Raw genomic sequence first — 12792 nt, 5'->3', positions numbered from 1 at the left:
CGTGTTCAAGCAGCACCTGTTCATGAGCCGGGCCGACCGGGCCCGCTGGCGCGCCGCCACCGATCTGGGCGGCCTGGGCGAGCTCACCGCCCAGTGGCTGGAGGGCACGATCCCCTCCCACCCCGCCGTGGTGCCCAACTGGGGCCCCGACGAGGAGACCACCCGGACTCCCGGCCTGGTGAGGGTCCTGGCCCGGGCCAACCGGGCCGGGTTCCTCACCGCCGCCAGCCAACCCGGCCAGCACGCCGCCTCCCGCCGGGGCGAGAGCGCCGCCCAGCGCGCCGCGGTCGAGGGCTTCGCCCGCACCCCGGACGTCCGCGAAGCCCTCCGGCAGGCGGCCCACCGGCACGGCCTGCTCCACGTCGAGCACGCCCCCGCCGCGCCCGCGCAGCAGCACGGCGGCGTCGTCGTCACCACCGTCCGCGGCCGGCCGTTCACCGTCTTCGGCCGCCCGATGGCGCCCGAGGACATCCGCTTCGCCTGGAAGGGCACCCGGCCGACAGCCGTCGCCGAGGTGGAGCAAGCCTGGCAGATCACCCTCTCCCACCCAGAGTTCGGCCCCACCCGCCCGCTGCTGGCAGCCCTCGCCGAGGCCTTCGCCGCCCCGGACACCGTCCGCTGCGCCCGCTGCTACTGCACCGAGGACGACCCCTGCCCCGGCGGGTGCAGTCGGGCGAGCAACCCGCTGACGGAGGACCTCTGCAGCGCCTGCGCGCCGTACCGGTCCCTCGGGGCGGCCACGCTGCCCGACCGCTCCTGAACCTTGCCGCCGGGCGCCCGCCCGGTCGGCCGGCCTTCTCCGCCGCCGCGGGGGGCGGTGCACCCGAGCGCCCCCGCGGCGGCGGCCTTCCCCCATCGAGGAGAAAACGATGGAACAGCCCGCAACCACCCCCTGCGCCGCCGGCGCGCAGGAGGGCATCTTGACCTTCGGCGGCGGCGAGGTGCTTGTCCTGACGTCCTGGGGCGTCACCGAGTACGCCCCGGACGCCGACGGCCGCGTGTACGCGAAACTCTTCGGCCGCGTCGCCAACCCCGGTGGCCGCGCCACCGCTGCGGACCCGACCGTCCTGCCTATCCGCAGCGGCCCCGCCCAGCTGACGAGCGCCCACCTGCGCGGCCGCCCGCCGCTGCGCCACCGCGCCGTCCACGTCCGCCACCGCGGCACCGGCGAGGGCACCGGCCCGGACTTCCGGTGCGAGGTGCCGTGGCTGGAGAGGCGGGTCGACGAGGGGGGAGCGCCTGTCCCGGAGACCGAGGTCGGCCGCACCTCCTGGACCGACCCCGCCACCGGCCAGGACTTCGACCTGCGCATCGCCTACCTCGAAGAGGAAGCGGCCTATAACCCCCTGGGCTTCACCTGGCAGCACTTCGGCCGCTGGAGCGGGGGAGTGCCCCTGCTGCACGCGGTGTGGGGCGAGGACCGCACCCCCGCCGACGGCCTGGTCGGCGGCGTCCCGCTGAATTCCCGCCGCTGGACGCGGGCGCAGTGCAGCAGTGCCACCGAGGACTGCACCTGCGTCGAGCACTGCGACGAGGACCCGGCCACGGTGTGCAACCTCTCCGGGCGACCGCACGTCCACCCGGCCGACCCGCCCAGGCCCGGCGTCTGGGGGCCGTGCCCCGAGCACCCGGGCCGTCCCGGGGACCGCTGACCGGCCGTCAGGCCTCCCAGGCTCGGGCCGCCTCCGGCCCGAGCCGCTACGTCGACCCTCCAGCAAGGAGAAGAATATGCCCACCTCCACCGGTCCCACCCACCCGCCCGGCCGCACGCTGGCAGCCGCCGCCGGGCGGCGCTGGCGCCGACTCACCGCCCCCGGCGGCTTCCTCACCCGGCGCCACGACGACCTGGTCCACGTGCTCGAACACGGCCTGCGGGCCGGAGCCGGATGGGTCCGCGTGCTGGGAGCGTTACTGGCCGCCGCCGCGGCCGCCGGTGCCGGCACCGTGCTGTACGACCTCGCACAGCGGCTGCTGGCGGCCGCCGGGACCAACCCCCACCTGGCCGCGCTGATCGCCACCGTCACCCGCCCGATGCACCACTACCTGGACCAGCACACCCAGGGCCTGCCGATCACCGCCGCCGACGCCTACCTGCTGTGGCAGGCCACCGGGGCCGCAGCCGCGCTGCTGGCCTTCGCCTCGACCACCGCCGCCGCGCGCCTGGCCTGGACCGCCTGGGCCGCCGCCACCTTGACGGTCGTGTGGCAGGCCAGCCCCGAGGGCGGCCGGACGGTCGCCACCGCCGTTGCCGCCGCCGGCCTGGCGCTCGCCTCCCTGCCCGCCCTGCGCGGCCTGCGTCTGCCGCTCGGCCCCCGGATCATGCTGCACCTCGCCGTCACGCCCGCCCCCTGCGCGGCCCGGCCCCCGATCGCGCACACCCACCGATGGCCCGGCCAGGGCTGAGCACTGCCCGCCACGATGCCGAGCGTGGTGGTACCCGCCGCCGCCCCCTTTCCCCTCCGCCGTCCAGAGCGCCCGTCTACGAACCCCACGTGGAAGCCGTGGTGGTGAAGGCGCAGCACCTGGTGATCGACCCCGGCGGACGCCGCATCAACCCCGAGAACCGTCAACCGTCCTGATCCCGCATCCGTGCCCGGCCGGGTCCGGCTGCTGCCCGCGCTGTGCCCTCCCCACCCACCTGGGCCGGGAGGGCGCAGCGCTTCCCACCCCTTCCGACCGAGAGGACGTCCCGATCGTGCGCGTCGACATCACCTCCTTCGGCCACCTCCACGGCCCTGCTCCGACCGCCCACCTCACCTTCGACCTCCGCCCGTTCCGTGACCCCCACCACGACCCGGCCGTTCGCCACCTGACCGCCCGCCACCGCACCGTCCGCGACCAGGTCGCCGCCACCCCCGGCATCCCGCAGCTCCTGGACGCCGCCGTCGCCGCCGCCCAGGCCTACGCCGCCGGCCCCGGCACCGAGCACCGGCTGGCCGTCGCGGTCGGCTGTGCCGGCGGCAGGCACCGCGCCGGGTACGTCGCCGACGAGCTCGCCCGCCGCCTCGACGCGCTCGGCCACCACGCTCACATCCACCACCGCGACATCGACAAACCCGTCGTCGACCGCTGACCCGTATCCCGGCGCCCGTGCTGCCCACCGCCCCGCCCCGCCCGGTCAGTGCGCGGTGGCGGGCAGCACGGCGGCCGGCCGACGGGCACGGCGAGATCGTCGTGCGCCGCGACAAGCCCGGCGGCCGCTGGGCGGTGACCGACGGCGCGCAGGTCGGCCTGCGGGCCTGGACCGAGACCGAGGGCTGGCGGCCCGTCTGGGACATCGGCCGCGCCGTCGCCTTCCGCTACACCCGTGAAGTCGCCCTCGCGCTCGCCCACCAGGTCGCCGAGCAGGAGGCCGCCAACCACCAGGCACTGCTCGCGGTGGCCGCCGACCCCTTCAGCCGCGCTGCGCCGACCGGCCACCGCGCGACCGCCTTACCGCGCCGCCGCGTGCCGGCCACCGAGGGGAACGGCGAACCGACCAGCAGCCCCGACTCCAACCACCGGGGCCTCGACAAGCCCGTCGCCGACCGCTGAACATCCGTCACCGCACCGCGAAGGACTCGCTGATGGACACCGCCACCGCTCCGGCCGAAACACCGGACGCTGCAGGAATCACCGAACCCGCCCGCCCTACCACGCCCCTGCTCCTCGCCCCGGAAGCCGACCGGGACCTGGAACGCGCCCACGCCACGACCCTGGTCGAGGTCGGGCGCACCGACACCAAGGCCGGCCTGCTGCTGGCGCTGGACGCCGGGATCGCCGCAACCGGCGTCGCGGCCGCCGCGCTCGGCGCGATCCCCCGCACCGCCCTGGTCCCCGTCGCCGCCGGGGTGCTCACCCTCGCCGCCGCGGCGGTCCTGGCCCTGCTCGCCGTGATGCCGCGCCTGCGCCCCGCGCCGGAACCGCCCTGCTCCACCTGGGCGACCGACGGCGACCGCCCCGGCGGCGGATTCCTGCGCTGGGCCCGTTGCACTGGCCCCGACGACCTCCTGCGCGCCCTCGCCGAGGAGGACCGGCTCCACACCGTCAACCGTCTCTCCCGCCTCGCCGAACGCAAGTACCAACTGCTGGCCTGGTCGGTCGGCCTCGACATCGCCACCGTCGCCGCGATCACCGCTGCCGCCCTGCTCGCCCTCGCCACCCACTGACCCCGGAGGACCCCGTTGCCCACCGCGCACCCGACCCTCACCCCCGTGGACGAAGGCTCGCTCGTTGTGATGATCGGCCCCCCGGCCGCCGGCAAGACCACGCTGCTGCGGGAGGTCCCCGCGCACCAGGTCGTCTCGCTCGACCTGCTGCGCGCCGCCGCCAGCCGCCCCGGCGACCAGACGGCGACCGCCGACGCCCTCCTGCTGCAGCAGCAGATCCTCACCATGCGGCTGCGCCGCGGCGAGACGACGTACGTCGACAACTGCTCCCTGACTCCCGGGCACCGCGAGCAACTGCTTTGGCTGGCCCGCCAGTTCGCGCGCCCGACCGTCGCCGTCACCGTCGACGCCCCCTACGATCAGCTGGCGCTGCGCAACTGCGTCCGCCCGGCCGAGCAGCGCGTGCCCGAGGACTTCCTGCGCGCCGCCCACCGCCTCGCCCGCGACGCCCGGCCCCTGCTCGAAGCCGAAGGCTTCGACGAGATCCGCCACTACCGCACCGCCTGACACCGAGCAACCGGCCCGCCCGTCCCCGGGGCGGGCCGACACTTCCTTGCTCCCGCCACCGCTTCCGGGCAGGGGCCGTGCGCTTTGCCGGGGCCCTGCCCCGTCACCGACTGCTCCTCATCTCCTGCCCACCGCACCCCACCACGGAAGGAATCCCTGATGGACACCGCCACCTACACCCCCGACCCCGGAGACCTGCTCCCCCTGACCGTCACGATCTGCGGCAGCACCCGTTTCTGGCAGGAGATCGCCGAGGCCGCCCTCCAGGAAACCGTCGCCGGGCGGATGGTCCTCGCCCCCGCCGTCGACATGCGCCGCACCCACCCGCTGTGGAGCTCCCCCGACACCGCGCAGGACCTCAAGAAGCGCCTCGACACCCTGCACCTGGCGAAGATCAGCTTCTCCGACGAGGTCCTGGTCGTCACCGACACCGAGTTCTACCTCGGCGAATCGACCCGCAGGGAGATCCTCTTCGCCGAAGGCCTCGACATCCCGGTCGCCTATTCCTTGTCAAGTCAGTGTGTTCAGCTTGGGGTCCGGCCAAGGGCCTGCAAACCCACATTGAGATGATCTTGAAGCCTGGAGCTGTCAGTGATCCCACCGGACCACCGAACGCCTACCTCTGCCACGTGCCTGCGTGTCGAGGCAATCCGCCGCCCCGCTTACGGCGTGGACTGCGGGGTCGCCCTCCGGCAGCATTGCGGGCAGCCCTCATTTGCACCCCCCTGCCCGAATGAGATGCCATCTAACACGATTGTGTCGGCTATCCGCCGATTCGTGTCACACCGACGGTCGCCGTCCCAAATATGACACTGCCGCCCGCAAGTCTCATTAGGGAGTTCTGTCACCCCGATCAGCCGGGTCAAGCGTCAGCAAAATATTCCCCCCTTCTCCCGATCGGCAGTTCGCCCGTCGGCGCGCCTGGTAGGTTCGCACGAGACCGACGCGGGGCTCGCTCTCATATCCGACTTCGGGTCTGCCGCGTTCTAAATTTTGGGGGAATATCTTTTGAAGGCATTCAAGCGCATAGCGACCCTTGCCTCGACCGTGGGCCTCATGGTCGGCATCAGCATCTCCGGCGCCCCATCCGCATCCGCCACCAGTTTCGTGTGCAACTACTGGGGAGGTGCCAACGGAGCAAAGTGCCAGCACCAGTCCAGCTTCCACACCGGCCTCGAAACCGGCCCGACCACCTGGTGGACCGAGGACGAGAAGCTCTCTTACCAAGATGACGGCAATCTCGTCATCTACTGCCTCAACCGCGGAACCAATGCCTACGGAAAGTGGATCAACAACGGCCAAGCCGTCTGGGCATCAGGAGTGGTTTCGCCGAACACCTTCTTCAATCCAACCAGTCACAAGTTGAATTTTTGGAGTGACGGGAACCTCGCCACGTACTACGCCAACAGTGGCACTGCGTTCCAATACAGGCCGGAATGGGATGCCCACGCCTGGGCGGGCAGCGACAGCTGGGCCGTACTGCAAGCTGACGGCAACTTCGTGATCTGGCAGGGAGGCCGGGCCGTGTGGGCTACCAACACCTATCATGTGTGCCCCGGCACGGAGGACTACTGGAACGGCTACCAGTGATATATCCGCGGAACAGGGCGGCTCGCCTCGCCGCAGAGATAGTCCACTCCGCAGCACAGCATCTTGCCTGAACCCAGCCGCCCCATATCACTCCGTACCGGTGCAGGGCCCGGCCTGACCCAGCCCGGGCCCTGCGTGCCGACTTGTGTGGTCAGCCTCAGAACCGCGGGGATCAGCTGAAGGCGAGACCGCGGAATTGGTTGTGGATGTTCCTTCTGCCACGTAGTCGGGGTGGGCACGGACAGCCTCTCTGATGAGTTCGAATCGGCGGCCCCGACGGGTGACGCTGATGAGGTTGTCATTGAAGGCGACGCTGACGACTTCTTCTCTGAGGACGACTGAGTCGAATCCGCCTGGTAGGCCCCAGAAGGCGACTTCAAGGGCCTTTCCAAGAAGTAGTCCTGGCTCACGGCCGGGACTGGACGGCCGAATTGTTACGGTCTCAGCTCAGGTGCTGGGCCGCCTGAAGGGGATCACGTTCCCGTCCTTCCCGCCGCCGCTCTCGGGCCTGTCCGAGGCGGAGGTGAGGACGGCCGCGGCGAGGACGGTCTGCTCCAAGGCCCACCTGGCTTCCGCTTCGGCGGCGCGGGCGTCCTTGAGGGACTGCCTCAGGGTGGCGTTGTCCTTGCGGAGCCGCTTCTCGCTCTCCGGCATCTGCCGGGTCTCGGTGCGGACGCGTTCGTTGAAGAGCTCGCGCAGGTCGGAGTGGCGCTTGTAGAGCGCCATGCGGTGGACGTCCGCTTCGATGGCCAGGCCCTCGACGGTGAGGCTGCCGCTGGAGCGGGCGGGGGCGCCGGCTAGGAGGCGGTCGATGGCCTCCTTGATCCGTTCGCGTTCGGCGGCGTGGGCGGCCTGGTCGGGGTTCATCCGAGGATCTCCTGGGCGGTTCGGGCGGTGGCGTCGTGGGTGTCGGCGACGCCACGCCACTTCGCGGCGGCGGCGTGCAGGGCTTTGGCCATCGGCCCCGGAACGTACGCGGCGCGTTGTTCGAGTCGGTCGGCGTGGTGGCGGGCGGCTTGGGCGTGGGCGTCGGTGCGGACCGCGTTGCCGCAGCCGGTCTGGCAGGCGAACGGCAGCGGGGCGATGGCGCCCGCGTCCGGCCCGCACAGCGCGTTGTCCTCCTTGAACGCGCAGATCAGGAAGCTGTCGGGGTTGTCGTAGAGCAGGTGGCCGCGCATCTGGTTCAGCTGCCGGGTGGCGCGGGCGGTCAGAAGGGCGCCTTCGAAGCGCGGGGTGTCGGCGGCGTCGACCAGGGCCCGGCCGGCGGCCGGGCCGGAGATCCGCTCCCCGGCGGCCGCGGCGTCGCGCAGGTTCGCGGCCGCGTCGGCGGTGGCCAGCACCGTCTCCACGTCGAGGACGCCGTGCATGCCGCGCCGGCCTCGGGCGCCGTAGCCAGCGGAGGTGCGGGCGTCGAGGAAGGCCCGCATGTGCCCGTACTGGATCGCCAGGGCCACCAGCCCGCCGGGGCGGCGGGCGACGTGCCAGGCCAGCGTGCGCCGCCAGCGGCTGGTGCTGATCGCCCCGTGCGGGTCGGCGGGGACCGTCTGGCCCGGCAAGTCCTGAACGGTGGCCTCGCGGTTGATCCAGGCCACGAGGTCCTCGATTCGCCGGGCGAGCACCGACAGGGCCAGGCTGCCGGTCCTCGTGCGCTGCCGAGTGTCGTGGTGGGTGGAGCTGAGCAGGAGTTCGCCGGTGGGCACCATGCGTTCCAGGACGCGGATGGCGTTGACCACCGGTGTGATCGCCACCCAGGGAACGGTCCGGATCTCGCCCGCGCTGATGTGGTTTCCGTCGTCGTCCCTGACGGACTTGTAGTGCCGGCCGGTGATCAGATGAGGCTCCTCAGCGTCCTCGCCGGCCTCGCCGGTGACCGGGTTCTCGTTGTCCGTGGGGTTGGCGACCTCACTGTTGATGAGGTGGTGGTTGGTGCCGTCGGAGTCCGGGGCGGGGTCGGGGCAGCACCCGGAGCGCAACGCCTGCACCTCCTGGGGACGCATGCCCGTCAGATACATGATGATCACGGTGGCGGCTGTGCCCAGATGGCGCCACAGGGCTTCGGCCTCGCCGAAGTCGATGCGGGTCCGCCAGGGCCGCCCCTCGATGAGACCGGTGACCGGCGTGGTCAGCGGGCATGGGCCGGGCCGCTGGGCGGCGACGTTGGCCAGGTCGTAACTGGTGAAGGCCCGGTGCACCTGCTGGAGGCTGGCGCCGGTGAGGTCGGCGATGTAGAGGCGGGCCGCACCGGTCTGACCGCGGATCGTGGCGGTGGGTATCGGGGCGCCATCGGCCAGCAGCTTCCGCACGTAGGTGTGGAGGGCGGCGTGGCCTTCGGGGGTGGCGGGGTTCGAGTGTGCCCGGCTGGCGATGCGGGTGCGTTCGTCCCAGGCGGCGAGGATGTCGTCGGCGAGGTCCTCGACGAAGCGGATCGCCCACACCAGTAGCGGGCCCACCACACTCGGGGCCAGCGGTTCGGTGGTGTTCTCCCGGCCGCCTTCCTGCTTCTCTTCGGGCAGGTAGTCGTCGACGCCTTCGGTGTCCCACGGCGGCCGGAGGATTCCTGTGGGCAGTGCGGTGAGCTGGTCGAACTCCCACAGTTCCGACAGGAAGGAGAGGTAGTTCTCCATCGTGCGGCGGCGGACTCCCCTCGACCGGAGGGTGTCGGCGAAGGCCTGCCAGTGCACGCCGGTGACGTCGGCGAGTGTTTGCACCCCTTGCCGCTGCAGCCAGCGGGCCCAGCTCATCCACATCCAGATCCGCGCGGTCGCGTTGCTGTAGGTGGAGAGGGTGCCCCGTTTGCCCGCCTGCTGGACCGTGGTCGGGCGGCGCTCGCCGTTGAGCATGGTCCATGCCAGGGTCGTCAACTCCTTCCGCAGCGGTGCGGGGCAGTTCTTCCAGTGGATCCGGTTGAGGACCTGTCCGGGCCGGTCGATAAGCGGCCCGAGCGACCAGATGTCGTCGCGGACGCGGTTGTTGGCGCGGGTGTTGCCGGGTCTGATCCGGTGCGGCAGGACGACCAAGTCGTCGGGGAGCGGGGCGCGCAGGATGTACGGGTCTTCGGCGAAGGCGAGATCGGGGCTGGTCACCGGTCCAGTTCTCCCTTCAGGAGGAGGTTGACGATCATGTGGTCGCGTTCGGTCGCGCGCTGGCCGGCGTGGTCCAAGGTGTTCTCGCCGACCCGCTCTCGCAGGTTCTCCAAGCGGTGCATGAACTCCTCCCACCGGGTGGCCCAGTGGTGGCCGGGCAAGACGCCCCGCAGGGAAAGCAGTTGCTGGCGCAGGACGGCCAGGCGGGGGTGGTGGCCGGTGTGGACACGGGAGTTCTCGCAGCCCAGGCAGGCCAGGAAGCCGGCTCCGCAGCCGCCGTCGGACGCGGGCCAGGGGCTGGTCTTCTCGTCCGCGCAGTCGGCGGAGACGGTCTCCTGGTGAGCGACGTCCGGCCCGTCTGCGAGGCGCCCCTTGAAGGTGAGGTCGCGGGCCTGCTGAAGGGCCTCCCAGGCGCCGGCGGCGATGACCGTCCGGGACCGCTTCTGCACGCGCCGATCCGGCAGGACGTAGACACTCTCGTGCGTTCTCTGCTTGTGCTGAAGCGGCCAGCCGTCCTCGACGACCGTGGTGCGGCGAAGAGGTTGGAACGGCGACCTCGCCAGCCCGTGCCGCTTCCGCCACGCGGTGGCGTCATCACTGGTGATGCCGAAGCCGATGGGGCCCACCGGCTGAGAGCGGTCGTGGTTGCTGTGGTCCCTGCCCAGCTGGGTCATCCGGTAGGTCATAAGCAGGTCGGTGCCGGGAGCGAGGCGGGCGACGAGGGCACGGGCATGGGCGGTGGCCTCCAGCGCCTGTGTGATCAGGCGCCCGTCCGAGCCGGCCCCCGAGTCGGTGATGTTCTCCGTGTCCCACCAGCGTCCCTCCCGGGCGCGGTGCTTCTCGACCTGGACCTGGTAGGTGATCACGCCGCTCTCCCCGGCCGACGGCGACCGCACTGGTACCGGCACGCGGTGGTACATCGACAGGTTCCAACCCCACTGAGCGGTCATCAGCACCGCCAGCGCGATGATCTCGGACCGGGTCAGGAACAGCCGCCCCCACGTCTGCAGCGGATGTTTCCCGCCCAGCAACCGTGGGTTGGTCACCGAGCGCGCGCTGTTCGGCAGGACGGTGCGGGGGACATCGCCGGTGGCGGCGAGGTGGTCCAGGACCTGGCCGACCTTCCAGTCGCGGCTGCCCTCGGCCAGTTCTCCGCGGCGGTAGCGCTCGAGGTGGGCCGTGTTCTCGCGGATCCGCAGCAATCCGGCCCGGAATTCCACGCGCGCGGCGTTCTTGACCTGCTCGTACTCGTCATCCTCCAGTGAGGTGCGGGTCGACGGCGCCCTGCGGACCGGCCGGGCAAGCACTTCGGCCACCGGCCCACCGGCCAGCCTCGGATCGCGCCCCAGCAGACGCCGCAGGTTCGCGAGGTCAATGCGGGTGCCGGCCGCCTGGAGGAAGTTCTGCCGCAGGAGCTCGACCGTCGGTGCGGGCAGTTCGTCCAGATCCTGACCCGGATGCTCCTGAGCTTTGAGGAACGTGGCGAACATGGTCAGCGCATTCCAGTAGCTGTTGGCGCTGGCATGGGAGTTCCAGCCGGCGGACTGGCCGGCGTACGCGGTCGCCAGGGACAGCTGCATCGGAGCCGGGACCTTGAGATCCGCGAAGTCGAACACCTTCCCCAGGCCCCGATTGTTGACCACGGTGACCCGCAGGCCCGTCGTGTCGATACGGGGTGTGGCCTGGAAGTCCGCCGGCGGAGGCACCGCCTTGCGGCCGCGCGGGCTCATCCCTGCCCCTCCTCGTCGCCGACCAGCTCGGCGTCACGGTCGGCGGACATCGGGTGGGGGTCCATCAGCGCGTCCAAGTCCTGGATTCCCGACGTCTCCCGCGCCAGCCGCGCGAACAGGCCCGTCACCCGCGCATCCGAATCCCCGGCCCCGACGGCTGTCTCGTCGTCCTCGTCGAACGCGAGGATCGACTCCAGCCGCATGTGCCGCACCGGCGAGAGGTAGTGCTCCTTCGTCGTCTCCACGTCCGCGTGCCCCAACAGCTCCGCGACCAGCCACCACGGATCCCCGAACAGGTTGGCGAAGTCCCGCCGCTGATCCGGCGTCAGCCCGTACTTGCGCTCCACCAGGTCGTTCAGCACGATCAGCATGAATAAGGCGAAGGAGTGGCGGGTGCCATGCGGAATCGCCCAGGGCACCCGGCCACGAGCCTCGGCGGTCCGCAGGTGCCGGGGCGTCTCCCGCTCCCGCGCGGTCAGCAACTCCTCCTCGCACCGCAGGTTCGCCAACCGGAACACAGTGTTCCAACGGTCGGGCAGCATCGGCAGACCCTCCTCGGTCAGCCACAGCCACAACGGCTCCGGCCCGTCCGGGCCCTCGGTGAACAACCGCTGCCGGTCCCGCCAGTCCAGTTGGCCCAGGTCCGCCCGGCCCACCGTGCCATCCCCGTCCACCCACGTGACCCGCGGCTTCAGGCCACGCGTCACGTCGTTGACCAGCCACATCCCCGGCAAACGGTCATAGCGGCCCTTGCGCTGGGCCTGCTGCACCGCCCAGGCCCGCTCCGTCTCCTGATACGCGGTCACCTGCTGCAGCGCGTCCGCCCGCGCATAAAACACCCGGCTCTTCTTCGAGCGGGTCAACGCCCACGGGACCGTGCCATGCGAGTACAAGCCCCGCCGCAACCGCTGCGTCGGCAGTTCGAGCGTCAGCAGCCCACCGCCTTCCTGCTTGCGCAGCCCCGAACTCAGCCCGAGCTGTACGAACGCGGTGTTCCGCATCTCGGTCCGCCCGTCCCAGCCCGGATGCGGCGAACCGTCCGCCCGAAAACCCCGCAGACCCAGATCCATCCACAGGCGCCACGTCCGCGGCGTCAACCACCGCACGTTCCGATTCCGAGCGTTCGCCGCCCGGTCCTGGCTCCGGCCCGTGTCCACCGGCAGCGGATGGACCTTTCCCCACTTGAACAGCTTCGTCAGCGCGGCGGCTTCACGATTCCACTTCGCGCCGCCTATCCGCTCCGGATTCATCGGTGACTCGCACCGCCACTCCCGGTACGCGGTCAGGTCAGCTTCGCTGGCCTGCCACCACGCCGCACCCCGGTCCCACAGCCAGTCCAGCAGCAAGCGGATATCCGTCGCATAATCCTCACGAGTCGACCGTTCGAGACTCCGGAATGCCGGGGACAACACGAACTTCAGCAGATCCGGATCCACCTGGAAATCAGGACGAAGAAACACCGGATCACCTGGTCGCAAGCCGATCCGGTCCACCGCCAGCTTCAGATCCCGGACCCCCAGCACCCCCGACTCGTGCACCGGCCCCCACACGTGCCAGTCCCGCACGAGCACCACTTGCCACCCCGCCACGACACCCCTCCTTGAGCGCTTGAACACACCCAAGCATCAGGGAAGCGGTACTGGACGGCCGAGCACGGCCGGATCGGCCGACCCCGCCCCCAGCCCTCCGAAGCCCGCGACCGCGGCCGCGTCCGCCGCCAGTGGGACACCGCCT

The 12792-nt window shown here is 71.4% G+C and carries 13 protein-coding genes; 9 read left to right on the top strand and 4 right to left on the bottom strand.

Annotated elements, in window-relative coordinates; all coding sequences use genetic code 11:
• Nucleotide 1: 1 nt before the first annotated feature.
• The 9 genes from ACIOHG_RS30715 (at nt 2) to ACIOHG_RS30675 (ending at nt 6245) form a co-directional block, all read left to right on the top strand.
• Entirely contained in the window at nt 2-760 is a 759-nt protein-coding gene (locus ACIOHG_RS30715) for a DUF6919 domain-containing protein (RefSeq protein WP_400955453.1), read from the top strand.
• A gap of 109 nt (nt 761-869) precedes the next feature.
• Nucleotides 870-1652 (top strand): hypothetical protein, encoded by a 783-nt coding sequence (locus ACIOHG_RS30710; RefSeq protein ID WP_400955451.1) that lies wholly within the window; start codon nt 870-872, stop codon nt 1650-1652.
• Between the two features lie 76 nt (nt 1653-1728).
• The gene (locus ACIOHG_RS30705; RefSeq protein WP_400955450.1) at nt 1729-2403 is read left to right on the top strand and encodes a hypothetical protein; all 675 of its coding nucleotides are present in this window, start codon (nt 1729-1731) and stop codon (nt 2401-2403) included.
• A 292-nt stretch (nt 2404-2695) separates the two neighbouring features.
• Nucleotides 2696-3073, top strand: coding sequence for an ATPase (locus tag ACIOHG_RS30700; RefSeq protein ID WP_400955449.1), 378 nt, complete (start codon nt 2696-2698; stop codon nt 3071-3073).
• Between the two features lie 17 nt (nt 3074-3090).
• Nucleotides 3091-3534: a hypothetical protein gene (locus ACIOHG_RS30695; RefSeq protein ID WP_400955448.1), complete on the top strand. Its 444-nt coding sequence runs from the start codon at nt 3091-3093 to the stop codon at nt 3532-3534.
• A 32-nt stretch (nt 3535-3566) separates the two neighbouring features.
• Nucleotides 3567-4148 (top strand): Pycsar system effector family protein, encoded by a 582-nt coding sequence (locus ACIOHG_RS30690; protein WP_400955447.1) that lies wholly within the window; start codon nt 3567-3569, stop codon nt 4146-4148.
• A 15-nt stretch (nt 4149-4163) separates the two neighbouring features.
• Nucleotides 4164-4655 carry an AAA family ATPase gene (locus tag ACIOHG_RS30685; protein WP_400955445.1) on the top strand — a complete coding sequence of 164 codons (492 nt, stop codon included), beginning with the start codon at nt 4164-4166 and terminating at the stop codon, nt 4653-4655.
• Between the two features lie 159 nt (nt 4656-4814).
• Nucleotides 4815-5225 carry a hypothetical protein gene (locus ACIOHG_RS30680; protein ID WP_400955444.1) on the top strand — a complete coding sequence of 137 codons (411 nt, stop codon included), beginning with the start codon at nt 4815-4817 and terminating at the stop codon, nt 5223-5225.
• A gap of 486 nt (nt 5226-5711) precedes the next feature.
• Nucleotides 5712-6245: a hypothetical protein gene (locus ACIOHG_RS30675; RefSeq protein WP_400955443.1), complete on the top strand. Its 534-nt coding sequence runs from the start codon at nt 5712-5714 to the stop codon at nt 6243-6245.
• A gap of 447 nt (nt 6246-6692) precedes the next feature.
• Here the strand turns inward: ACIOHG_RS30675 and ACIOHG_RS30670 are convergent, their stop codons facing one another.
• From ACIOHG_RS30670 to ACIOHG_RS30655, 4 genes are read right to left on the bottom strand one after another with little or no spacing between them, the layout of a single operon-like run.
• Nucleotides 6693-7112 carry a hypothetical protein gene (locus ACIOHG_RS30670; protein ID WP_400955442.1) on the bottom strand — a complete coding sequence of 140 codons (420 nt, stop codon included), beginning with the start codon at nt 7110-7112 and terminating at the stop codon, nt 6693-6695.
• A complete protein-coding gene (locus ACIOHG_RS30665; protein WP_400955440.1) occupies nt 7109-9328 on the bottom strand; it encodes an integrase in 2220 nt (739 codons plus the stop codon). Before ACIOHG_RS30665 ends, ACIOHG_RS30670 begins: the two co-directional genes overlap by 4 nt.
• On the bottom strand, nt 9325-11058 hold the full coding sequence (locus ACIOHG_RS30660; protein WP_400955439.1) for a hypothetical protein: 1734 nt from the start codon (nt 11056-11058) through the stop codon (nt 9325-9327). The genes ACIOHG_RS30665 and ACIOHG_RS30660 overlap by 4 nt, the downstream gene beginning before the upstream one ends.
• Entirely contained in the window at nt 11055-12647 is a 1593-nt protein-coding gene (locus ACIOHG_RS30655) for a site-specific integrase (RefSeq protein WP_400955437.1), read from the bottom strand. The genes ACIOHG_RS30660 and ACIOHG_RS30655 overlap by 4 nt, the downstream gene beginning before the upstream one ends.
• Nucleotides 12648-12792: the final 145 nt, after the last annotated feature.

Source organism: Kitasatospora sp. NPDC088134, assembly GCF_044741705.1.
Taxonomy (GTDB): Bacteria; Actinomycetota; Actinomycetes; order Streptomycetales; family Streptomycetaceae; genus Kitasatospora.
The sequence above is the reverse complement of the archived record's forward strand: the minus strand, read 5'-3'. Positions and strand labels throughout refer to the sequence as shown.